28 protein-coding genes are annotated in these 22,874 nt (G+C 55.9%); 19 read left to right on the forward strand and 9 right to left on the reverse strand.

From position 1 onward, the window contains the following. Window positions 1-506: 506 nt before the first annotated feature. Window positions 507-827: a YHS domain-containing protein gene (locus C5B91_RS18635; protein ID WP_119712794.1), complete on the forward strand. Its 321-nt coding sequence runs from the start codon at window positions 507-509 to the stop codon at window positions 825-827. Between the two features lie 4 nt (window positions 828-831). Here the strand turns inward: C5B91_RS18635 and C5B91_RS18640 are convergent, their stop codons facing one another. Together C5B91_RS18640 and C5B91_RS18645 are read right to left on the reverse strand one after the other, a co-directional pair. Further along, window positions 832-1,764 carry an alpha/beta fold hydrolase gene (locus tag C5B91_RS18640; protein WP_119712795.1) on the reverse strand — a complete coding sequence of 311 codons (933 nt, stop codon included), beginning with the start codon at window positions 1,762-1,764 and terminating at the stop codon, window positions 832-834. A gap of 133 nt (window positions 1,765-1,897) precedes the next feature. After that, complete coding sequence (locus C5B91_RS18645) at window positions 1,898-2,173, reverse strand: hypothetical protein (protein ID WP_119712796.1); 276 nt, start codon at window positions 2,171-2,173, stop codon at window positions 1,898-1,900. A 336-nt stretch (window positions 2,174-2,509) separates the two neighbouring features. On the opposite strand from C5B91_RS18645, the gene C5B91_RS18650 reads away from it, so the two are divergent. After that, window positions 2,510-3,193 (forward strand): NAD(P)-dependent oxidoreductase, encoded by a 684-nt coding sequence (locus C5B91_RS18650; protein ID WP_119712797.1) that lies wholly within the window; start codon window positions 2,510-2,512, stop codon window positions 3,191-3,193. A 55-nt stretch (window positions 3,194-3,248) separates the two neighbouring features. Here C5B91_RS18650 and C5B91_RS18655 read toward each other — a convergent pair whose 3' ends face one another. Together C5B91_RS18655 and C5B91_RS18660 are read right to left on the reverse strand one after the other, a co-directional pair. Then, complete coding sequence (locus C5B91_RS18655) at window positions 3,249-3,524, reverse strand: hypothetical protein (protein WP_119712798.1); 276 nt, start codon at window positions 3,522-3,524, stop codon at window positions 3,249-3,251. Between the two features lie 3 nt (window positions 3,525-3,527). Beyond that, window positions 3,528-3,878: a winged helix-turn-helix domain-containing protein gene (locus C5B91_RS18660; RefSeq protein WP_119712799.1), complete on the reverse strand. Its 351-nt coding sequence runs from the start codon at window positions 3,876-3,878 to the stop codon at window positions 3,528-3,530. Window positions 3,879-3,989: 111 nt separating this feature from the next. On the opposite strand from C5B91_RS18660, the gene C5B91_RS18665 reads away from it, so the two are divergent. Together C5B91_RS18665 and C5B91_RS18670 are read left to right on the forward strand one after the other, a co-directional pair. Then, entirely contained in the window at window positions 3,990-4,550 is a 561-nt protein-coding gene (locus C5B91_RS18665) for a DoxX family protein (RefSeq protein WP_119712800.1), read from the forward strand. A 30-nt stretch (window positions 4,551-4,580) separates the two neighbouring features. Next, window positions 4,581-4,970 (forward strand): SHOCT domain-containing protein, encoded by a 390-nt coding sequence (locus C5B91_RS18670; RefSeq protein WP_119712801.1) that lies wholly within the window; start codon window positions 4,581-4,583, stop codon window positions 4,968-4,970. A gap of 118 nt (window positions 4,971-5,088) precedes the next feature. Here C5B91_RS18670 and C5B91_RS18675 read toward each other — a convergent pair whose 3' ends face one another. After that, the gene (locus C5B91_RS18675; RefSeq protein ID WP_119712802.1) at window positions 5,089-5,382 is read right to left on the reverse strand and encodes a PadR family transcriptional regulator; all 294 of its coding nucleotides are present in this window, start codon (window positions 5,380-5,382) and stop codon (window positions 5,089-5,091) included. Window positions 5,383-5,509: 127 nt separating this feature from the next. On the opposite strand from C5B91_RS18675, the gene C5B91_RS18680 reads away from it, so the two are divergent. Together C5B91_RS18680 and C5B91_RS18685 are read left to right on the forward strand one after the other, a co-directional pair. Further along, window positions 5,510-5,677, forward strand: coding sequence for a DUF1931 domain-containing protein (locus C5B91_RS18680; RefSeq protein WP_119712803.1), 168 nt, complete (start codon window positions 5,510-5,512; stop codon window positions 5,675-5,677). Between the two features lie 80 nt (window positions 5,678-5,757). Continuing rightward, window positions 5,758-6,318, forward strand: a complete 561-nt coding sequence (locus C5B91_RS18685) for a TATA-box-binding protein (RefSeq protein ID WP_119712804.1) — start codon at window positions 5,758-5,760, stop codon at window positions 6,316-6,318. A gap of 272 nt (window positions 6,319-6,590) precedes the next feature. Here C5B91_RS18685 and C5B91_RS18690 read toward each other — a convergent pair whose 3' ends face one another. Then, the gene (locus C5B91_RS18690) at window positions 6,591-6,851 is read right to left on the reverse strand and encodes an ArsR family transcriptional regulator (protein ID WP_147374890.1); all 261 of its coding nucleotides are present in this window, start codon (window positions 6,849-6,851) and stop codon (window positions 6,591-6,593) included. A gap of 673 nt (window positions 6,852-7,524) precedes the next feature. Between C5B91_RS18690 and C5B91_RS18695 the strand changes: the two genes are divergently transcribed. The 4 genes from C5B91_RS18695 (at window position 7,525) to C5B91_RS18710 (ending at window position 13,167) form a co-directional block, all read left to right on the forward strand. Further along, on the forward strand, window positions 7,525-8,565 hold the full coding sequence (locus C5B91_RS18695; protein WP_158589917.1) for a HAMP domain-containing sensor histidine kinase: 1,041 nt from the start codon (window positions 7,525-7,527) through the stop codon (window positions 8,563-8,565). A 115-nt stretch (window positions 8,566-8,680) separates the two neighbouring features. After that, entirely contained in the window at window positions 8,681-9,274 is a 594-nt protein-coding gene (locus C5B91_RS18700) for a class I SAM-dependent methyltransferase (protein ID WP_199708847.1), read from the forward strand. Window positions 9,275-9,546: 272 nt separating this feature from the next. Beyond that, entirely contained in the window at window positions 9,547-10,767 is a 1,221-nt protein-coding gene (locus tag C5B91_RS18705; protein ID WP_119712884.1) for a competence protein CoiA, read from the forward strand. A gap of 123 nt (window positions 10,768-10,890) precedes the next feature. After that, complete coding sequence (locus C5B91_RS18710; protein WP_119712808.1) at window positions 10,891-13,167, forward strand: DEAD/DEAH box helicase; 2,277 nt, start codon at window positions 10,891-10,893, stop codon at window positions 13,165-13,167. 53 nt (window positions 13,168-13,220) lie between these two features. On the opposite strand, the gene C5B91_RS18715 is transcribed toward C5B91_RS18710, so the two are convergent. Continuing rightward, window positions 13,221-14,153: a hypothetical protein gene (locus C5B91_RS18715; RefSeq protein ID WP_147374891.1), complete on the reverse strand. Its 933-nt coding sequence runs from the start codon at window positions 14,151-14,153 to the stop codon at window positions 13,221-13,223. A gap of 158 nt (window positions 14,154-14,311) precedes the next feature. Between C5B91_RS18715 and C5B91_RS21985 the strand changes: the two genes are divergently transcribed. Next, on the forward strand, window positions 14,312-15,205 hold the full coding sequence (locus C5B91_RS21985; RefSeq protein WP_147374892.1) for a hypothetical protein: 894 nt from the start codon (window positions 14,312-14,314) through the stop codon (window positions 15,203-15,205). A 211-nt stretch (window positions 15,206-15,416) separates the two neighbouring features. Here the strand turns inward: C5B91_RS21985 and C5B91_RS18720 are convergent, their stop codons facing one another. Together C5B91_RS18720 and C5B91_RS18725 are read right to left on the reverse strand one after the other, a co-directional pair. Then, window positions 15,417-16,304, reverse strand: coding sequence for a hypothetical protein (locus C5B91_RS18720; protein ID WP_119712810.1), 888 nt, complete (start codon window positions 16,302-16,304; stop codon window positions 15,417-15,419). Window positions 16,305-16,357: 53 nt separating this feature from the next. Continuing rightward, window positions 16,358-16,654, reverse strand: a complete 297-nt coding sequence (locus tag C5B91_RS18725) for a PadR family transcriptional regulator (protein WP_119712811.1) — start codon at window positions 16,652-16,654, stop codon at window positions 16,358-16,360. 136 nt (window positions 16,655-16,790) lie between these two features. Between C5B91_RS18725 and C5B91_RS18730 the strand changes: the two genes are divergently transcribed. From C5B91_RS18730 to C5B91_RS18765, 8 genes are all read left to right on the forward strand, one after another. Beyond that, window positions 16,791-16,958, forward strand: coding sequence for a DUF1931 domain-containing protein (locus tag C5B91_RS18730; protein WP_119712812.1), 168 nt, complete (start codon window positions 16,791-16,793; stop codon window positions 16,956-16,958). Window positions 16,959-17,034: 76 nt separating this feature from the next. After that, window positions 17,035-18,087, forward strand: a complete 1,053-nt coding sequence (gene xseA, locus C5B91_RS18735; protein WP_119712813.1) for an exodeoxyribonuclease VII large subunit — start codon at window positions 17,035-17,037, stop codon at window positions 18,085-18,087. Between the two features lie 2 nt (window positions 18,088-18,089). Continuing rightward, complete coding sequence (gene xseB, locus C5B91_RS18740; RefSeq protein ID WP_119712814.1) at window positions 18,090-18,272, forward strand: exodeoxyribonuclease VII small subunit; 183 nt, start codon at window positions 18,090-18,092, stop codon at window positions 18,270-18,272. A gap of 202 nt (window positions 18,273-18,474) precedes the next feature. Next, a complete protein-coding gene (locus C5B91_RS18745; protein ID WP_049987855.1) occupies window positions 18,475-18,723 on the forward strand; it encodes a hypothetical protein in 249 nt (82 codons plus the stop codon). Between the two features lie 6 nt (window positions 18,724-18,729). After that, window positions 18,730-19,152: a hypothetical protein gene (locus C5B91_RS18750; protein ID WP_119712815.1), complete on the forward strand. Its 423-nt coding sequence runs from the start codon at window positions 18,730-18,732 to the stop codon at window positions 19,150-19,152. Window positions 19,153-19,180: 28 nt separating this feature from the next. After that, window positions 19,181-20,917, forward strand: coding sequence for a hypothetical protein (locus C5B91_RS18755; protein ID WP_119712816.1), 1,737 nt, complete (start codon window positions 19,181-19,183; stop codon window positions 20,915-20,917). Window positions 20,918-20,919: 2 nt separating this feature from the next. Beyond that, window positions 20,920-21,756: a hypothetical protein gene (locus C5B91_RS18760; RefSeq protein WP_119712817.1), complete on the forward strand. Its 837-nt coding sequence runs from the start codon at window positions 20,920-20,922 to the stop codon at window positions 21,754-21,756. A 2-nt stretch (window positions 21,757-21,758) separates the two neighbouring features. Next, a complete protein-coding gene (locus C5B91_RS18765) occupies window positions 21,759-22,874 on the forward strand; it encodes a hypothetical protein (RefSeq protein WP_119712818.1) in 1,116 nt (371 codons plus the stop codon).

Raw genomic sequence — 22,874 nt, forward strand, 5'->3', positions numbered from 1 at the left:
GAACTTGGCCGATCTTTACGAACGTCGGCCCAAGGTTGAGCATCGCCTCCCGTAGACGGCGGGCACGCTGCTCGTGCTGGTCCCGTGGCACAGTGCGTGACCCACCGACGATCAGAAACCGATGCCGATCACGGAGAAAGCGTAGGATGAACGGGGTGAACGTCCCAAGAATACGAATTAGACGGAGAAGAAATCGAACCATGGGCGTTGTCATAGAGTTCTTCCGACGGCCCTTAATACGTGCCCGTCGACCTACTTCGAAATACCCAATCGGCTTGGAGACGGATCTGTGAACAGAATGCCGAGGGATCCCGTCTGCGGTATGCAACTCAGAGTTGACGAAGCGGTAGCTTCAGTCCGGCACGACCAGGTGACGTACTATCTCTGTAGCGAAGAATGTCGACAGCGCTTCGAGAAACAGCCCGCAGTATACACCGAGTAGGGAGCCTACGCACAGTAGCAAATGGCCGACTGACGTTTATGGAAGGGCGAGGCGTACTGCCAGTATGCCAGTTGAGCCGGTCTGCGGTATGGAAGCCAGCGACTCAAGCGAAATCACCGCCGATTTCGAGGGGACGACGTTCTACTTCTGTTCGTCCGACTGTCGTGATTTCTTCGAAGAGCACCCGAAGCGATTCGTCGACGAGCCACGACCCCACCTCTGTGATGCGAGTGGCGTAATGGTACCGCGCTTGCACTACGGCCGCGCCGTCGGTGAGTTCAACCTGACGGTCGCCGACCCGGAATTGCTGAGCGTCGGTCTCGAGGACGACACCGACCTTCAGTTCGATCTCGAACGGGCGAATAAAGCTGCAGAACGATCCTGATTCCTTAGCGAACTTCGGATACTTCGCTACCGTTTTCGTCGACCGATTCTCGAACCGTCATTTCCAAATCCCGGTCCTCTCGAACCGTCTTGATGAGTGCTTCAAGCAGACTGTTATACGCATTCGGGCGCTCTATCATAGCGACGTGACCGGTACGCTGTAGCCTGCAGAAAACGCTCTCGGGAATCCGCCTCGCGGTTCCGCGTGCCACCTCGATGGGAACAATACCGTCGGCTGGTCCGTGGATGACGAGCGTTGGGGCATCGACTCGCTCAATATCGGGGCGACCGTCGTACCCCCAGAAGGCCTCGGTGACAGTCGTCCACGCTGAGCGACGGTGGGGAAGCGGGTTCGATTGCAGGAAGTCCTCAACCACGACCGATGGCGTCTCCTCGTGGAAGCCGACGCTGTAGGCTAACTGCCGGATGAGCGCGTCGTTCGCGGGTATCTTATAGAGTCGGAGTGCCAGAAATAGTCGCAAAAGCGGTTTCTCCCCCGCGGGGGTGAGATCATGATCGCCCCCTGCGTGTAACACGAGCCCGGCTGTGGGATGGCGCTTCGCGTACTCGATAGCGAGGGCGGTACCGTAACTGTGGCCGTGGATGATCGGATTCGTGATACCGAGTTCATCAAGGAGATTCAGGAGGTCAGCTACATGCCCGGAGAGGGACTGCTCCTGCCGCATGGTCGAGTTTCCGTTGCCGGCGAGCGCATACGTGACCAACTCGTGGGGCCCCTCGAACGCGTCTAGTTGTGGATACGGGTTCCAAAGCGACCCGAGACCACCGTGGACGAACACGATCGCCGGGTCCGGCCCGGGGAGGTGAAGCGTCTCCAGTTCAACTGATTCCGACACCGGAACGGGTGTCGGTTCAGGAAGCGTTTCGGAAACGTCGTCGAACCGGACGTATCCCGGTGGAAAAGATGGTGACGCCATACTGAGTTAGAGATACCCCCTGCGGTGGTGTCGAATAGACGGTCCATCTGAGAGCCTGCTCCGAGGATCGTCTCGGTGGACACTAACCATCCTTGACAGTTATCGGTTGAGGGCGATTGTCTGGATGACCGGGTTACCCGTCATCGTGGATCTCATGCCGATTCCAGAGCAGGGCGAACAACCCGCCCATGAGATATCCTGCAACTAACGCGATCATGAGGCCGGCACCAGCCAGAGAGAGGTCGAAATCGACCGTGTCCTCGTACTCAACGAAGTTGGTCCGGGCGACAGTGGCGACCGCTGTTTCAGAGACGCCCGAGACGACGAATCCGATCCATGCAGCGTGCGACGCTGCGAAGATGGCACCGAATATGAGTCCTGCCCGGTTGGCGGAGATTTCCTCGCTCATGGTTCCGCCTCTCCTATCGAGTCATGAGCTGGTCGCTCTTCAGGGGCGGTTTCATCAGCGAACAAACCCAGCATGTCTGTCATACTTGTAGCACCGGCTACGGTCGCCTATTTCACTACGATTGTGGTTTCGATACTGGCATGACAGAACACCTCTCGTTAGAATGTGAAACCGATCCGTGGCTGTAGTGACGATGACCCCAACCTGTCGAATCAAATTTCGGAGTTCTCTGGTAATCGAGCGTCCAGAGCGAACGCTCGGTCGTCCTTTAGAATTGTAAGCGTAATCGACTGAAACGAGGGGAACGACAACCAACATGAAAACGTAGGTGACCATATGGAACTGGCACTCTTCGGTGCGACAGGCGGGACCGGACGTGAACTGACGGCACAAGCGACCGAAGTGAATCACTCGATTCGCGCGCTCACTCGAAGCCCTGCAAAACTCCCACCGAACCAGGCAGTCACCGCCGTAGAGGGGGATGTACTCGATCCGGACGCGGTCGAAGCCACCGTAAACGGATCAGATGCGGTCATCTGTCTTCTCGGTCGAACGTCGGACAATCCCTCCGACGTGGTCTCTCGCGGGACCGCGAACATTATCGATGCAATGCAGGAACGGGGGATCGAACGCCTGGTCGTCCTGACATCGATGGGGTTAGGATCGAGCGTCCAGCAGGTTCCGTGGTACGTCCGCCTTGCGAACGTGACGGTGCTCTATGACCTGATGGCCGACAAAGCCAGACAGGAGGAACTCGTCGCTGGGAGCGGTCTCGACTGGACGATCGTCCGCCCCGGCGGTCTTACAGATGGACCCAAAACCGGGGAGTACGAACACGGCGTCGACATTGACGCCACGGCTGGTCCGATTTCACGCGCTGACGTTGCGGACTTCCTCCTTGAGATCCTTCAGACGGACTCCTATCTCCGTGACGTGCCAGTCGTAACGACGAACCAGAGCGTTGACGCCGAATTCCTCTGGGACCAAGTCACGGCTGTCGCGCAACGTCTACGAGGATGAGTGAATAACCGTCTCACTAATTCACGATTCCAAGATACTTTGCTGAATCGGGAATTCAGGGGTTCGGCGCATAGAGCGCGTACAAGATAGAAAGCATTCCCGCCGCCGCGACTAGTGCAGCCACGAGACCTGCCTGGAAGATTGACACCTGGAGCAGTTCGAATAGAACTCCTTCGAGGAGTCCACCGAGGCCAATTAGTGCGAACCCAAGGGCGACGTAGAGCATCAGCTGTGTTCCGTGGCGTTGGTAGCCGCGATAGGCTTGGTACGCGATAACCAGAGCCAACGCGGTCATGAACAACTTGGCGATGACGAATAATGTGTGTTTCATGAATCAGTCTCCCCGCATGTTTTCGAAGATGGATGTAATCCGGTCCGCGGGATCCGGCCGGACATCGATCTGGATGTCAAACCCCTCGTCTTGGAGGAGGACTTCGATACGTTCGAGACGTGCCTCATACTCCCGATAGTGCCGACCAGCGGGATCGACATGCGTGTACTCTTCGAGAAGTCCTTGCTCAACGAGTGTGTTGACGCGACGAGAGACGGTTGGGCGTGACATATCGCATTCCTCGCTGAGCTCTTTTGCAGAGAGTCGGTCCGTGTTCGTCGCCACGAGAATATCGCGAGCGTACTCGTCGTCGAGTGTGGCAAAGATGGCTGGTGGGCTCAACTCCTCAGTCACACTCGCATACTCGTCCTAGTGGGGTAAAATAGCCGCCCGGTTTTCTGACTCAGAACACTGGCTCACCGGTATATCGTCTCTCTCTGCGTACACTCACTCGGTGAAGTAACAATGTCTACGATTCCCTCTGGCGTCAACCAACTTGAGAGCAAGGTCGGTGGCCTGACCGTCGGTGGCCGCGTCCACAGCCTCAGTGCGTGGTTCGTGCTCGCACTCCGCCTCATGATGGGGTATGCGTTCGCGTACTCCGGGTTCACGAAGATCACGGGCGAATTCGCGGCGGGTGGCTACCTCTCGAACGTCGCGGCGACCAACGGCAACCCCCTCGCGGGAATGTTCGCGTGGATGGGTTCGACCCCGTGGTTCGTCGAGTTCGCGAACGTAGCTGTCCCGTGGGGCGAGCTGTTCATCGGTCTCGGACTGCTCGTCGGCGCTGTCGTCCGCCTCGCGGCGTTCTTCGGCGCGCTCATGATGGTCATGTTCTACTTCGGGAACTGGGACATCGCCCACGGCGTCATCAATGGCGACTTCGCGTACATGCTCGTGTTCCTCGCGGTTGCGGCGTTCGGTGCGGGCCGCATCCTCGGGCTCGACAAGTACATCGAACAGTACGAGGTCGGCGGCGAGGCGCTCGTCGAGCGCTACCCCGTCCTCGAGTACATCCTCGGCTAACCACGCCGAACCATTTCAGGAGAAATACACATGACAAACTCAATTCAACCACGCGGTACTCGATCCCTCGGACTGATCGTCGTCGGTGCGCTGACGGTCGCGGTTATCGGGGGTATGGCCCTGACGCACGCAGCCGTCCCGGACGCGGTGATGTGGGATTGGCACTACGGAATGTGGGACGACGGACACATGACCGGCTGGGGACTATGGGGATGGGGGATGATGCTGTTCGGCCTCCTCTGGATGGCCCTCATCATCGGTCTTCCCATCTACTTCGTCTACTGGCTGGTGGCTCGATCTCAGACTGACGGACCCGCTGAGGATAGAGCCCTCGTGGCTCTCCGTGAGCAGTACGCCCGCGGTGAGATCGACGACGAAGAATTCGAACGCCGCCGTGGCCGCCTCACGGCGAATCGCTGACGTACGTCGCTCCCGAAGAGGAGAGATACTACCGACATCATCCGAGATGGAAATCACGCCCATCGCGGATTTTCAGATGATTCATAGACAATGGGGTAGCTGATCTGTACGAGAGAACCTACGCAGGCGCAGACTCACCAATCTCGATGTACTGACGTTCCCACTCACGGCGGGCTTCGATTTCACGGCGGCCGCGACGCGTGAGGGTATAGACATTCGTCCGCCGGTCTTTCTCGCCTTTCTCGACGAGGCCCTTCTCGACGAGTGTATCGAGGTTCGGGTAGAGTCGCCCGTGATGGATTTCTTTCTCGTAGTACTCCTCGAGTTCCTGCTTGATGGCGAGATCGTGGGGCTCTTGGAGGCTGGCGATCACGTACAGGAGGTCGCGCTGGAACCCGGTCAGGTCGTACATCGTCCCGCTAACTGATACGAAGCGCTATCGCATCCGTCTGTTGCCCCTCAGAGGGCAGTACAACCCCACAGACACCGAATCAGATACCTGTATGTTTATACAGAGGACGGGAGAACAATCGCTGCGTATGGCAGACCTGATCGTCAAATCAGCCGTGAAAGAAGCGCTCAACGACCACAACGTCTCGGCCGATTTCTACGACGCCCTCGATGAGGAAGTTGCTGACCTGCTTGACGACGCCGCGAAGCGGGCTGAGGCCAACGACCGGAAGACGGTCCAGCCTCGCGACCTCTAACGCGGCCAGCGCCAATACCCGGGGCGCATTCTCGATAGTGCGACCGGTCTTTAAGAGCGGCGTGTGAACTATGTAGTGATATGGGTACGCTCACAGAGTCGGTTGACATCGAGAACGTGGTCGCATCGACCGGTATTGGCCAGGAACTCGATCTCGAAACCCTCGCAGACGACCTCCGGGCAACCAAGTACGACCCCGATCACTTCCCCGGCCTCGTCTATCGCATGCAGGACCCCAAGGCCGCGGCCCTCATCTTCCGCTCGGGGAAGATCGTCTGCACCGGCGCCAAAAGCGTCGCCGATGTTACGGCTGCGCTCGAACAGGTCTTCGACGAACTTCGGGGCTTGGGTATTCAGGTCGATGACTCACCTGAGATTGAGATTCAAAACATCGTCTCGAGTGCGGATCTCGACCACACACTCAATTTGAATGCGATTGCGATCGGCCTTGGTCTCGAGCACATCGAGTACGAACCAGAGCAGTTTCCTGGTCTCGTCTACCGGCTCGACGAGCCGTCTGTTGTCGCACTGCTGTTCGGGAGCGGGAAGCTCGTCATTACAGGTGGGAAACGGATTGAGGATGCCGAACAAGCCCTCGAGGTGATCGAGGACCAGCTCACCGAGCTCGGCTTGCTCGGGTAACCGAGTATCGCATATGGCGAACAGTAAATTTGCTCCTTCTAACGATCTGCGTCTGGTTGAGTTCGTGATCGAGACCGATAGAAGTGAATTCACAGAATCATTCTCCCCGATGTCCGGATCGGCTGAAGGCACCGTATAATGATATTTTCGGCTGGACGTCTACTCTTTCGCTCGTTACAGAAGGTCGTAAGATGGAGCTATACAGCAATCAAAATACCCCGAGTGCAGAGTGTAAGACGGCTGGAAGAGTGCTCTATCGTGGAGCAGTCTGCTTAGTAGTTGTCTGGATCAAATGTCCGGAGTGACGTGATCTCGGCGTCGGTCAGTTCACCCTGGAGATATCGGCGTCCGAGCTCCGTAATTGCGTAATAGCCGGCTGTATCATTCGTCCGCTCGACGAGGCCCGCCGCACTGAGCGTTCGCATTCGCCGGCGGACGTGGCCCGCAGATTTCCCGATGTTCGTCGCGATGAGTGAGGGCGACTGCTCGAAGTCCGACTGTTCGTGCCCGGCGAGATATTCGAGCGCAATCATATCAACGCGAGTCAACCACGGGATTCGGGGGCGCATCCCGGGAGTCGAACGCGAAACCTGTGGTTAGTAGCATCGAAACCCCATGATGGAGATATTATATGAGTGTATTTAGATAACGATATAAGGATTCATTAGCCATGAGTCTGATAGTACTGCGATAGTGAGCCAGGATATTCTCCGTGAAACCATCGCTTTCGGCGTTCGCCCGCGCTCGGTTCATACCTCGCCTGATACGAAGATGAGGATACTCCATAACCAATCGCAGTGCCGGGTCAAGACTTCTCGGAGTGAGACAAAATGATGAGGGGACAACCAACACTCTCGACTGAACTGCTCGGAGCGGTGGAACTCAGAACGCATGGATGCCCACATTGCGGTGCAACAGCGACTGTTCGTCTCGTCGGACCGCAGTCAGCTGAGGCATCACCCTGTGGCCATACACTCCCACCAGCCGCATTTGATGAGTTAGAGGACGAAACATGAAGACAATCCCACTCCAGAGGTGGTCACACGAGCCGTTCCTGAGACTAGTCAAGCTGACCCCTTCTTTGAGAGAAATTCGAAGAGTTGACGTTGGACTCTCAAAACAGCTTGAAACAACTATCTGAAAGCTTAGACCATGTCCCTCTCATTGTCTCCAACGCGATATCTGAACCTCCGTACTTGGAGTGCCGTGCCCATCGGAGCGTTCGGTATCATTCACCTCATCGGTAGTGCAGTCGCGTTCCTCTTCAGTTCACAACAACCAGCGATTCATTTGCTGTTCTTCGGTATCCCCGGCACGATAATTCTTGGCGGCGCGTACTGGGTGAACCAGAGCCATCTGTCACCCGCCCGGTATCGGCGGATCGCTGGCTGGATGGCCATCACTGCCATCGGACTTGCCCTCGTTCCGCTACTGATGATCGCCAGTACGTCGATTACTATCGATTCACCTCCATTAGCAATTGTCATAGCGACAGGTGTCGGGGGATTCGGTGGACTCCTCGCAGGTATCAACGAAGCCCTCGCTATCGAACGAGCCCGCGATGCCGAACGGGAACGCCTTGCCAAAGACCACGCTGAAGAGCAACGCGAACGACTTGAGCAACTCAACCATCTCCTTCGACATGACCTGGCGAACGACCTCACCGTCATTCGTGGCCGGACTGAGCTGCTATTAGACGATGTCGACGGGGAAACCGCAACTGAGCTCGAAACGGTCATCCGACAAACTGACGCCGCCATCGAGCTCATCCAGAACGTCAGAGCGTATCTCGAGGCCACACGCAATGACGAAGACACGTTGACCACAAAGAGCCTCTCGACTGTCCTCGAACAGGAAGTGACTTCGCTTCAGTCAGCCTATCCAGAAGTACACGTCGAGACTGACATCCCCGCTGGTGTCACTGTTCGTGCCGACGCATTGCTCCCGTCCGTGTTCAGCAATCTACTACGGAATGCTGTCGTTCACAACCCCAGCACTCCACCAGAAATCCATGTCGCCGTCGCGCGGGAGGATGCAACGGCGACGGTTCGCATCACCGATAACGGACCAGGCATTCCGGACCACGTTCTCGAGAATCTGTTCGAGGCGGCTGACCAGGGTGATCACGGCTTCGGCCTCTACCTCGTGAAAACTCTCACCGAACGATACGGCGGCTCGGTCACTGTCGAAGCGACCAGTGACGAGGGAACTACAATCGCTGTCACGTTACCACGGCAGATAGCGTAAGTTGTGCTGGGACTGGGAGCGAATCCACCACTCACTGGCTCCGACGAGTCGGTCGTACGTGTCAGCGATGATTCTTGGGACCTTTATTCATCAGTACAGCCTATTCATCGTACCGATGACCGACACAGAAATCGAGTCTCACGGCTACTCTCCGATGGACTACGATGTGGATAGCGAGAATGACGAGGTGTACCAGCGGTGCCTGTCCTATCTTCTCACCCACGCACCGATCAACCGCAACGATACCGTGGTAGATATCGGGACGGGAACCGGTATCGTCGCGCTCGAACTCGCGTCGGAGTGTGACCACGTGGTCGGACGGGACATCTCCGACGAGTGGCTCCAGTACGCCCGAGAGAAGGCCGAGCAACGCGGTGTCGAGAACGTCTCGTTCGACCATGGGTCGTTCCGTGAGCCCAACGTCGACGAACCGGTCGATGTCGTCGTTGCAAGCTACGCGCTGTATATGGCCTACGACGAAGGTGGTGAGGACGAATTACGTGCAGCCATTGACGGACTCGCGACCGTGAACCCGCGGTGTATAGTGGTGGCCGACAAAATGCACTTCGGGCCCACGCAGACCTCAAACGATTACGAAACACTGCCACCGATTGGGACCGTCGCCAATCTCCTCGCAGGTGCAGGCTTCACGCTCACGGATGTCGAAATCATCAGTGAGTCAGTTGGCGTCCTCATCGCCACCCGGTAGCACCAGTTGATCTCAGCGGCAATCTACCGAAGCGTAGATCGGTATTGAAATCAGCACAGGTACTATCCCGTAACCCACTGCTGAATCCCTATGTGAGATAGTAAGTTCTCAACTAAGAGTCAGTATCAGCGGATCCAGGCTGTCTCTCCTCTGATTAGAACGTGGCCTGTCTGTCTCTACCGACTGGTACTTAATACGGCATCCTCCTTCTCTTCTGAAACTCTGGAACAGCGGAACGTTCAAGCAGACCACGTATTTTGTTTCAGTTGACCGTGCCGTTCAGAGCACTCGACGACGGGAAGATTGTCACCCCTACAGAGGTCGACGATCAGGAACCCGTCGAATGTCCTGAGTGCCGAGGTATCCTTTATCCTCGCGACGGCGACCACCGTGCCCGCCACTTCTATCACGCAGCCGACGACGCAACTGAGTCCTGTTCAAAGGCGAGCCAGGGAGAATCAGATACCCACGCTCGCTGTACGGCACTGGCGGTCGCTACGCTTGCTGACCAATATCCGAATGCAGCACGCGTCGGGGCTGAAATCACAATCGACGCGACAGGGACGCCGACAACCCCCGAGACTCGACGGGCCGACGCCCTCGTTGAGTTCAATGAGGAAAACCCCTTCTTCGGAGGCGGCCTCATCATCGAGGTTCAACACAAGCACCACAGCAAGGACATCGAAGGGACCACCCACGATTACCTTTCAGCGGGGTACTCAGTCGCGTGGTTGGAGTCTGAAGACTTTGGTGACGAGCAGCTGGACTACCAGGTCGCCGATAACGCGTTCCGAGCCGACGACGGTCGTGCTTTCACCATCCGTGAGTACGACCCGTGGAAGTTCGACACTCGTGTTGAAGCGAATCTCGACTGGAAGGAGGAATCTCGAGGCTGCCATTTCGTCGAAGAATACGGGAGCCACAATTGGAGCCAAGTACCAGGATATGCGCATCCGGATGGGTACGAATACGAATACTGCTGGTGGTGCGGATCACGCCGGCGGTACGATCATGAACTAACCAGGTTCGTATACGACTACGAGGGGGTGCTCGCACCAGAGGTCGACATCGAAGTTCTTCGTGACGCTGTTATTCCCTATCCCGATGTTGCGGACGATTTTGACGACTGGAAGAACGGCGACTCGTTCGGTCGTGGAAGATCGTTTGAGGGTGCATTAGCAAACCGTACCGATGTCGCACCGTGTCGCGGACCACACGGCATTCACGAATGGAGGAGAAAGAAAGTCATCAAACGAAGGTACGATGATCGCGTCGACGTCGCGCTCTGGAAATGCCAGCACTGCCCTGTTCACCTTCTCACGAACCACACCGGGCAGGGGGAGACGGAGGCGGCAATGTTGTTCGGAAAAGCTCCAAACCCGGATTGGGGATTGGACCACCTAAATGGAAATCCACGAAAGTGTAACAACCGATCTCACCACGAACAAGCGGACTGGGACTATTGCCCAGACTGCTTTCAGATAGAACCATAGGGATGGTAGTCAGAAGTAGAGAAAATTAGCTCAGAGATCGAGGTAATGCACCTCTCATCAGGGAGATTAGCCTAACAGTGCGTTGCCCGTGTTTTATACTACGGTAGCGTATCTTCCTCGACTATGGAGGCCTACTTGGATTCAGTTACCGAGTCATTTCTTGAAGGCGACCATCAGCTCTCTCAGCTGTCTGTCTCTACGTCTGTGATCGAGTCCGATGATTCTTGGAACCTCGAGGAACCGATTCCAGTCGGAGAGATCATCAATGCCTTTCGCGTCCAAAAGACACTGGTTCAGCAAGGTGGTCAGGTATTTATTCCTCTCCACGAGGATGATTCGGCAGAGCTGACTGGAGAATATCTTATTTATCGCCGAGAAACTGACGAGACCCTACTTAGTGAGGATTCTGACCCACATGAGCTACACTTTCTGAATGCTAACACGGGCGGGGATGATTTCCGAGAGATCAGAGAGGCTGCATTGACGTATCTAGCGTATCGAATGCGGTTCTGGCACTCTAGTTATTCGCCATCTGAGCTACCCTCATACTTGCCTTCTGAGTATTTCGATGATCGTCCGCCACAACCACCACGGGAACTCTCGGCTGTTGATCCCCTATCGGATGATGAATATGATGACTTTATCGACGCAACGGAGCAGGCGATGGCGAATGAGTTGGAGGCGGAACGACGGTCTGTCTGGGACTCCAATAGAGGAATGTCTATCGATAGACTGCAGCGGGAACAAGGCGGAGATGGAATCGCTTCTGCGGGATACTCCCGTTTAGCTGAGGATCGTATTTCTGTTTCAGCACCAGGGTCTGGAACGCACCGTAATCCAGTCCAATCGACTTACGGAATCCACGAGGGCAACATTGTCGGGGTTGCGTCAGGTGGTGATTCGAATTCGCCGGTCGTACCGGGCATCGTTACGCGTGTCGGGTTGAGTGATTTCAACATAGAGCTTGACTGGGAGGCGACAACTCGGACTTCTCAAGCGAAGGATGATCTCCGACGGGCAGACCGGGTTTCTGTTGCGATCCTCGACCGAAATATTGCTTTCCAGCGCGAGCGTTCGGCTTTCCGACAGATGGCCGACTCCAGTTCGGGCAAGCAGCTTCTAGCAGGTGATTCATCTCTCTCGTTCGATGCACCCTTATCGGTTTCACTGAATACTTCGCTCGAATTGAATTCCTACCAGCGTCGGGCAGCGATTAATGCTCTTCGAGCAGAGGATGCGTACTGTATTCATGGGCCACCAGGAACAGGAAAGACCCGAACACTAACAGCGGTCATCCAGTCCGCAGTCGAGTCGGGGGAACGTATCTTAGTCTGTGCACACTCAAATCAAGCAGTAGATAATCTGATCGCTGGAGAGAGCAGTCCGGATAACCCTGACGAGGAGTCTCTCCACGGGATAATCCAAGCAGAAGGATACCGAATGGCACGAATCGGCCGGCGAGACCAAATCACGTCTCGAGTTGTTTCCACCCACTATGCAGATGAAGAGACGGACCGGGCTCAGATTGTTGCAACGACGACCAACAGCGCAGATCGACTTGATCTGGCCCGATTTAGCTTAATTGTGGTTGATGAGGCAACGCAGGCGAGTATCCCGGCAACTGCAGTCCCATTTCAGCTTGGATCAAAGTTTGTGTTGGCTGGCGACCATAAGCAGCTCCCGCCGTACCATTCTGCTGAAACCGCGTCAGATGAAGCGTTCTATCCGTCATTGTTTGAGCATATATTGGACCGATTCGGAGACGATGCAAAAACCACACTTAGAAGGCAATACCGAATGCACGAATCTATCGCCAATTTCTCTAATAAGGAGTTCTACGATGGACTTTTGCTCCACGGTGAACCGAACAGATCGGCGACTATCTCCGGGTTACAACCTCTAGTTGGAATAAATATCTCCAACCCGGAATCTAATCAAGGGAATTCACGTGAAAATCCATCCGAGGCGGAGGTAGTCGTTGCACAAGTTCAGAGATCACTGAACGCCGGAGTTGATGCAAGTGACGTTGGAGTGATCACGCCATATACTGGTCAGAAAGGTCTCGTAGAGAGTGAGCTGGCTTCAGAATTTGATGCAGATACAGCAGAGAAAATCAAGGTGCAAACCATTGACTCCTTCCAAGGAGGTCAACGAGAGGTAATCATTGTCTCTTTTACGGTGAGTAATGATCGGAACAACTCTGGGTTCTTGGCGTTCCCAAATGAGGGGCCTCGTAGATTGAACGTTGCACTCACTCGTGCAAAGAAGCGACTCGTATTAGTTGGTGATTGGGATACACTCTCCTCAATCGCTCCCCACCGCGATACTTCTACAAGTTGTGCCGATCTGTATCGTCGTCTCTTGGACTATATCCATGAGCAAGGTAGGATGGTCGGGTAGACTATCTCTGAAAACGAATACCACAAATTAGTGCCATATGCCGATATGGGGAGCTACATTGGCTCTTCTACTTGGAGACTCATCGTAATTAGATGCTCTAAGGTCTGGATTGAGTAGACATCTGTAGAACTGGACTGCTCTATTGCTTCTGACATCGGTTCTGCTATAGTTTGTCCGCCTTCTCGCCCCATAATCAGGTTGTAGACAAGATTCAAAATCACCTTCGACATCTGCTTGCACACCTCACTGTTCACATGGTAGAGGTTCAACTCAGCGTCGTAATGTCGGTTCCCCAGCGATTCCGTTTGGAGTCTAAGAAAAAAGAAGCCCCATTGGTCCTGCTGTACAGCTTCCATGTCGTCTATTAGGTCTTCAACCTCGGTATCCAACTGTCCGAAAAGCCCCTCTTCCCAAAGCCACTCAATATCCGCCATCGTGACTGATAGAACGCGAAATCCGTGCTTCAAATCATTCAGTAGCGGTCGGAATCCTCGCCAAAAATTGAGGGCGGCATTCGCAGCTGCGATATGTAGGTCGGGATCTTCAACGAAGTCTAATTCATTTGTTTCCTCGTCGTAGACTGCGGAACACCCTAAGAACTCTCGTGCGATCATCTCCCGGTCTGTTGCATCTATTTCATCGATGACCTGCTCAAACTCAATTAGATCCTCCGGCTCCTCCGCTAAGCGGCTAACTGAAACCATCTCGCCGTCATCAATTTCAACTGTAAGCTCATCAAGGACACTGGCGATATCCCGTGTATAGGTATCCTCTTTCACCATCATCCAGGGCTGCTCTGGATTCCGAGCATTCACCGCGAACAGGTGGGCATATAGATCGGATAACTGAGCTAGAATATAGAGCGAGTCCATTCCGTCGTAGCGATTGTAGGGGTTGAGTTTCTTGATTCGGTTATCCCAGTAACCGAATGCGAAATTGCGACGCCATAAGTCTGCCAACGGGTTCTCCAAATCGAGTTCCTTCATATTGACCTCCTTGAGGTAGCCAGGACCAAAGGATATCGAAAAGTGACTATCCAACCTCTGCCTCTTGGTGTGAATACGATCCCCTGTCAGATTTGCAATCAGGCGAATCCACATACTCCCAAAGGTATACAATCGACACGGGAACAATTTGAGTTGTTATGGGAAACAGCCCTCTTGAGGATAGACCAACGTCCCTAGGTGGCTATGGTAGTATTGTCCCCTATCATGCTCCGATGACATATGATCCCCTTCGTGGTGATGAAGGGGTTGTTGTCCATTTCCCTACAGAGGGTTACGAATCTCCGGATCAGATACTGGATCGACTGACTCGGGCATCCCAAATGATCGATGTCAGCACAGATCCGGGGAGCCTCTATTACACAGCCATTTGCAAGAATTTCTCTTGGTATGGGACGGGGGTTGAGAATCTTCAGAGCGATCTACAATCCTCTTGGGAGCTTTCTGAGGCTCTACGAGACACATTAGAGGAGCGCCATAGCGCAGACCTCGAGATTCACAGGCCGTGCTTTGTGATCCTCGCTCCTACCCGCTACGGGATTTTCTGGTCTACGCTACGCGGATTCAAAGACAGAGACGAAAATGGGAAAGACTACGAAACTGTGTATGACCGCCAAGCTGGCGTTTTGATGGAAAACCCGGTGCTCTCTTGGCCTGCATTAGAAGACCTCGTTGACTCTGATGGACCAATCCCCCTTGTCACGACGGACGTAGAGACTGCAAATCGGAATGGCAACGATCGGCCTCTAGAAGAAGTAATCCCCATTAATCATGAGCGAACTGGTGATGCAGATATTCTAGCTGCGAAAAACCTGTATGAGAGCCAGGACGGGAGCTCAAGCCAAGAAATTCGGGAGGCAATCGACAGGACTGATCGTCTAACCTATCGAGTTAATGGCGGAACAATCGGATTCGAGAAAGAACGGGAATTCCGAGCAGAGGGTCTGTCGTTGCTACGTCCAAAGGATATCACGCTTGGGGGATGGCCAGTCGTAATCGGTACACCGACTTGTAAGGCCATCTCTGACGCCTAACTACAGGTTTCGCAGAATGGGTTCCAATCCCACTCGAAAGTTGAATTGAGGTAGAGTAACAGAGATCAGCACTAGGTTTATACCGCTTGGCAGACTCCTTTCCAGTATGAGTCTCGAAGAGACGGTTGACTACCTCGCTGAGGAATTTGACCTCGAGCGAAGTGAACACGTCCGTGAGGTTGGTCAGTCGGTCGCCGAGCTTCGCGACTGATCAGAACATTTCTCTGAAGTCCCGTTCGACGAGTCCGTCCTCCAGATACGTGATGAACTCTTGTTTCGTCGGTCCTTGACAGTCGAGCAGATCGTCCCGCTCTGCACGTTTGAGGACTGCCTCCGCGAAGTCCGTACAGTGGGATTCATGCTGCTCAGCGTACTTCGACAGGGCTTCTCGCCAGTGCATATCCAGCTCGAACTCGGCTAATCGGATTTGGATCCCATCTTTCCGTTCGACGAGGTCGACGTCCAACTCTTCGAGTTGCTTGAAACGGAGGTTGTTCCGGCGGACCGTGATGAGCCGTTTGGAATCGACGATATAGGGATCGACCCACTCTCGCCAGGAATCGTCGTCGACGTGCGTTCGTGGCATCTCAAAATCCGGGTCCACACTCTCAATACAGAACTGCAGCATCGCGATGCCAGTTCGATGATTCGCATTCGGGAGGGAATGACGGAGGATCAAATTCGACATCACCTCTCCAGAGACGGTCGGAAGTGGTGCTCCCCAGGAGACGTGATCGAGTGCCTGCTGGACCTTTTGCGGTTCGAACTCCTTGTAGAGCCGGAACTCATCCTCATCTCGAACATCGACCGCGGCTTCGAGCAACTCTACTAATCGGAATGCGACAACCTGCCCAGCACGGGGGAGGTCACGAATACGGTCGCTCAGCCATTCCTGATCGAAGTCGATGTCTTGGGCAGATTCGATCTCTGAATCGCCTTCGTAGAGCACATAGACTGGAGCTTCGAAGGGGTACCCGATGAGCTTTGTCGACTCGTCAGATTGCTCTCGCTGAGACCGGATTTCTGCTACCGATGCCGAGCTATATTTGAGTGAGAAATTCTCGGCCTGTGGGTGGTGATAGAAGACGAGCCGAGCCATCTTACTGTGGATTCGTGGGAAGTGGGTAAAGCAGTCCCGCTTTTATAATGATTCTACGACGGAGTGGGTGCGTTCACGTCTTCTAAATACTGACTTTCCCACTCACGTCGCGCCTCGATCTCCCGCAATCCGCGTTGCGTGACCGTGTACACGTTCGTCCGCTTGTCGAGTTCACCCTTCTCGAGCAGTCCTTTCTCGACGAGGTCGTCGAGATTCGGATAGAGGCGGCCGTGGTTGATTTCCTGTTCGTAATAGTCGTCGAGTTCGTCCTTGATTGCGAGCCCGTGTGGTTCCTCGAGCCCGGTGGTTACGTACAAGATGTCCCGCTGGAACCCAGTCAGATCGTGCATCTGTCTGTTTCCCGTTTTTGAGGGGTGGCATATGTTTTCTCTGGTACTCAGAGGCGAATATCCGATACGACAGGGTGGAAATTCCACTTATGAACTTCGAACATTTATATAGCGGACAAGAGAAGTCCGCGATGGAATGTCTGACCTAATCGTCAAAGCAGCCGTGAAGGACGCACTCTCGGACCACAACGTCTCGGCAGATTTCTACGACGCCCTCAACGAAGAGGTCGCCGGACTGCTCGACGACGCCGCAGAGCGTGCCGAAGCGAATGACCGGAAGACGGTCCAGCCCCGCGACCTGTAGGCCCGCTTAGCGTAGCCAACCCCCGTCACTCGAACGTAGCTTTTTGAGGTTCCTGTACAGAAGTTAGGAAACGGAGATGGCGGACGCACCGGATACCGAACGGCAGGCGGTCGACCCCGACGCGAAAGAGGTTCTCAGCGTGTCACAGCTAAACGACCGGATCGCGTCGGTCGTCCAGGACACGCCTGCCCTCAACGGCGTCCGTTGTATTGGCGAAGTCACTGACCTCCACCAGAACAGTACGGCGCTTTACTTCACGCTCACCGACGGCGGCGCCGAGCTCCCCTGTATGATCTGGGCGAACCGCTACCGGGAGATGGACGTCGATCTCGAGGACGGGACTGAAGTCATCCTCGAAGGCGATATCGATTACTGGACCGAAGGTGGGAAAATCGACCTCAAACCGTGGAAGGTGATCGTCGTCGGCGACGGCGATCAAGCAGCTGCTGTCGAACGACTGCGAAGTGAACTCGAAGAGCGTGGCTGGTTCGACGACGAGCAGAAACAGCGCCCGCCGGCGTTCCCAGAGCGGGTTGGGGTCGTAACCTCCCTCCGTGGCGATGCCCGCTATGACATCCAGAACGCGATTCACGAACAGGACCCTACCGTCGACATCCTGGTGAAGGACGCCACCGTCCAGGGGTCGGAGGCGCCCACGTCCATCGCGAACGGCATCCATCATCTGGACCGCTCCGAGGACGTCGACTCAATCATCGTCGGCCGTGGCGGCGGGAGTGATTCGAACCTCCAGGCGTTCAACACCGAGCGGGTCGCGGAAGCTATCTTCACCGCGAACACCCCGACCGTCACGGCGATCGGGCATACTGACGACCGGTTAATCGCAGATCAGGTCGCGGATGTGGCAACGATCACGCCGACGGCCGCTGGCGAGTATATCGTGAATTCCCGCGAGGAGTTCTTCGCGGGCGAGGTCAAGCCGCTGGCACAGCAACTCGACGCTGCGTACGAAACCTTCCAGCAGGAGCACGAACATGAACGAGAGCTTGCTGAAGCAGTCGACGAGGCGGCCGTACCCGAGGGCCTCCCGCCGGTCTACTACAAGGCCGCAATCGCTGTGCTGTTGTTGCTGTTGTTGGCCATCACTGGGCTTTGGTTGGGGGTGATCTAAGCGTGGCAAACGACCAAGAGATCCACGACCGGCTGGCCCGTGTCGAAGAAATCATTGAGCAGCTCGATGCGGACGAGTGTGACCTCGATGAAGGGACAAGGCTCCACGAGGAAGGTCAGGAACTCTTGGCCGAGGTGCGAGAAATCCTCGACAACGGGCGTGGAGAGGTCGTGGAACTCGAGTAGAGGCCATCCTAACCTTAACCAACAGACAACGGCATCTAACCCCGTTGTTGGTTAACGGTACCTTTGCAAGGTGAACGGACTCTCCGGTTATAATTTACTTTAGATTTTTGCGCCAGTTGGTGGCCAGAAAGCATATACCGATCTTCTAGCTATCGCACCACCATGGACCGGGGCTCAACCGGTGCATACCCACCCCGCACATATGATCACACGGGCAGTCACCATCGAAGACATCGATGATCTGTACCTGACGTGGAACAGCCATATCAACGGTTCCGCCCTCTATCGCCGCGCCCTCCGAGATGAGATGGAGCTTCGCGACGTCGACCCCGACGAGCTTCGAGATCTCTTCGAACGGGCCCGCGAACAGGGCTACACGAAAGACGAGATCGTCGACGAGACCAACCGCTACGCTGATCTGAAAGCACTCGTCGACGACGCAGAGGAGTAACCCGCTATGTCACAGGACAATACGCCCTCCGAGACGGCTTCGAATCGCGCTGAAAGCCAGTCCACGGCATCGAGTAGGCTTCCCAGGCAAGCTATGTTCATCGTCGTCGCCCTGAGCCTGTTCGCTGTGGAACCCGCCGCCGCACAGACGAATGCCGTCTGTAGTGCGGACAACCTTCCCAGCATGATCGAGGGCTTCTTCCAGCTTACCACGGCGCTGGGCATTGTCGGCCTCGCAGTCGTGTGGCAGGCTGACTCCCTTATCGAGATGTTCACGATCACGCCCGAGCAGAAGAAGGGCCTCAAGCGGCACAAACGGTCGGCGATGAAGTCCGCGGTCGTCCTCGTCGCCCTCGGCCCACTCTACACCGTCGCTGGGTCGATGATGAACCTCCCGTTGGCGCAGTGCGTCGACCTCGCCCCCTGGTAGGCGACTACCATCCCCGTCGCGAGCCCCCATGACACAACGAGAGCTCTCCGTGCTAATGGCCGCCCTGTTCGTGACGAGTTTAGTCACAGGTCTCGTCACTGCAAGCCCGCCACGGCCAGGCACGGAGGGAAATGGGCTCACTGAGAATGAATCAGCGACGCTGTGGTCTCGCGACGCGGACAACTACATCACCCAGGAAGAGTACCAGCAGCGCTACGGCGAGAGTCGGACCGCGATGCACCAGCTCGCAAACGGGACGGACATCACGTTCACGCGCCCGCCGGCGACAGCTGCAACGTGGACGCGAAACGATTTCGCTGATCTCGAAGCCGGTGGGTCGGATACGTCCGTGCATCCGCGCCACGCGTCGCTCGAAGATGGCGTGTTTATCGAGGACGCCCACGCCACGGTGTTCGCAGTACAGCCGTCGACGCGAGGTCACTTGGAGTCGGGTGACACACCGCTCTATATCGCGCCGAACGGCACGATGCGGGGGTTCGTCGACTATCGCGTTCGCGTCCCGAACGGAAGCTCTTCGGGGAACACGACGATCGAGTGGTCGCTCACGAGCAACGAGGTCGAGGAGGTTCGATTGCAGAAGGACGGCGAAACCATCGTCGAGCGCGACGGCTCGCACACGCCGGCCCTCGACTACCAGATCGAGGATGACTGGAGTGCAAACCTCACGCTTGAAGCCGAGATCAGCGTCCGGTTGAAGAAGACCACGCGAATCGACCGAGGCGACGAGACCGATGTCGAGGTCACGTACCGAACCGAATCGCTCAACGTCTCGGATTCGATCGCCGTCGAGATCTACGACCTCTCGGCGTACCCCTACTACGCCGAGTACCCCAATGGTGACGCCGGTCTGGCTATCTTCCAGTCCAGACCGTGGCAGGGGTACACGCTCACGGAAAATGGAAGCGCACGAGTGCGTGGCGTCTGGCGGTTCTACACCGCACGGAACACCAACTGGGATACACTCGTCAGGTCGAACCGGACCGACAGCGCCACCGTCGAGTCTGACGCGATTCCGGTCTATGTTCACGCGTATCCGTCGCGAATCGGCCCGCGTGCCGAACCAGTTCGCGATGGCCCAGAGATCATCGACACCTGGGGCACTGACCGACCGTCTCCGGACGGCACTCTCGGTGAGAACATCAACATCGACATCGTCAACCAGTCGTACACGACGACGTACGGTGTTGCGGTTCGCGCCGAGAGCGTCGACCGCGACGCGCTCCAGGTAGCGGGGATCGTGCGGGGTGTGAACGCCTCAATTGTGGCACCTGACGCTGGCTCTGAGCGGCAACTCCGGCGCAGTAATCTGACTGTTGAGGTTCTCCAGCAGAACGAAAGTCAGGCCACACTCCGCATCGAACTCCGAGACAACGAGACCGGCGCACCAATCGTGCTCAGCGATCCCGACCGACGATATCCAATTGGCGGGAGCACTCGCAACGGCTACATCACCATCGCGGAGCAACGTGTCGAGACCAACGCCTCCGGGGTGGCGATCGTGACGATCGACGAGCCGGGCATCTACACGGCTCGGTACCATCCGGGTTCGTGGCTCGGGCACGACCCCGCGTATGTGAGTGCGACGGCAACTGCTCGGTGGCATCCGCTCGGCACCATCGACGGTTGGTTCGCGTTCATTTTCGAGGTCGGCTGGCAGCTCATCCCGTTTATTGTGATGTTCTACGCAGGCAAGCGGATCCTCCGAATGCTCGGTCCAGAAGACATCTTCCAACGGAACCCATAGTCATGACTAGAAACCACCCACACATCAGTCGGCGAACCGCCCTCCGAACAGTCGCAGGTGCTGCCCTCGTAAGCGTCGCTGGCTGTCTGAACGACAATGGCGGTTCTGGGACGCCTGGTGACGGAACGACCTCTCCAGATGGCAACGGCCCACTTACACGTGTCGCTGTCGAGGGGACAACACTCGTCGTCGAACTCTCCGAAGAGACCGACATCGACCAAGTCAACCTCATCCAGCCGAACGGCGAGCTATTCGGAAAGCGTGACGTAGCCGCAGGTGCTCAGCAGGTCTCATTCGAGATTGGCACCGCGTATGCGCCCGGTGAGTACCGCGTACTCGCGTTGAAAGGCGAGGAGACAGTAGTTGAGATCACGACTGAACTCCGCCCCGAGATTCAGATACAGGATGTTGGACTCTATCGGAATAATCCAGATAAGCCGTGGGACGAAGTCTATGGTGAATCCGAGACAGACCGGATCAAGAATGGCGAGGCATTCGTCACGGTAGAGAACACAGGAAGCGGTCCGGAAGCGATAACTGAACTAATCTTCTCCGGGGACGTTCCCAATCCAATTGAGAACCCCAGAGGCAGTGGAATGCACGAAACCGACCGGGTAGTAGTCTCCCCTGGTGAGACGGCCGACCTGTTCAGTAGTTCGTTTCCGTTCGGTACAGAAACTGAGGACGGGATGGGATGCTCCCCAGAAGGGAATAGTGGCCAGTTTACTGTTATCGTTGAGACACGGGTCGGTGGAAATCAGGTCTCAAGCACCTACAACGTTCAATACACTGGTTCCGACGATATGACTGATTGTGAGGTCACGATCACTGAGGTATAACGATGGTCGATCTCATTGATGTCGTCCTTGAGGGTATCAAGGGCGTCGTTGAGTGGTTCATTGGGCTGTTCATGGACGGTCTCAGATCAGGGTATGAAACTCTGACTGAGGGAATGTTCGGGACACCTACTCCAGAGACGAACGGAGCTTTTGTCTTCGGTGAACCAACCAATGCACCCTGGCCAGCGATTCACGATGCTCTCATCGGCGGCGAAATCATGCTGGTTGCCCTCTTGCTCCTCGTGATGAGCGTTCAGGGCCGTCACACGGTTCGGATCTTCAATATTGGAAGTACCTACGAAGCCCGAAAAACGAAGAAGACGGCCTGGGTCGGTGCTTTTCTAATCATTACGTGGTATTGGGTTGGAACTCTTGCACTCTACCTCGTTGACGGATTCACTATCGCCCTGATGCCGGAGCTTTCCTCGGTTACGGAGGCGATGATTGGATTCTTGGAGGTATCTATCACAAACCCAGGGCTGGGACTATTGTTCGCCGTGATTGGTGGAATCTCGATGTGGGCGCTGGAGGCGCTGTTCTACATTCGGATGATTCTGCTGTATGTCTACTTGTACGGAATGCCGATTGCATTTGCACTGGCCTACGGAAACATTCCGGTCGTATCCGATATCGCGATGGGGTTCTGCAAACGGTTTGTCCCGTTGGCTGTCCTCCCGCTCCCGGCAGCGATGGTCCTCAAGGGGTACGACTTGATCTACGGCGGTGGGACTCTCACACCAGGAACAGCGTTTCTCAAATATCTCGTTGCTGCGTCCCTCCCGCTGGTCGCCCTCTACATCACGTGGAAGACGTTCAAATACGCGACCCCGTTGACGGCCAAAGTCGTCGGCGGTGCAACGAAAGGCGCAGCACTCGTTGGCGGTGTCGCCGCTGGAGCCTACGTCGGTGGCGCCGGCGTCGCGACGACCGCCGCTCGGTGGGGGCCGAAAGCCGCCGCTGGCCACGCCGTCGCGCAAAAAGCGGCTGCCCGCGGTGGTCATGGAGGAGACGATGGCGGGACGCCATCGTACCGTCGAACAGAGAATGACCCTGGTGGAGCGACAGCCGAATCGGCGAGTGACGGACGCGGGATGGAGTTTGATCGAGGAATCCACTAA

The sequence above is a fragment of the Haloferax sp. Atlit-10N genome, from assembly GCF_003586325.1.
In the GTDB taxonomy this organism is placed as follows: Archaea; Halobacteriota; Halobacteria; order Halobacteriales; family Haloferacaceae; genus Haloferax; species Haloferax prahovense.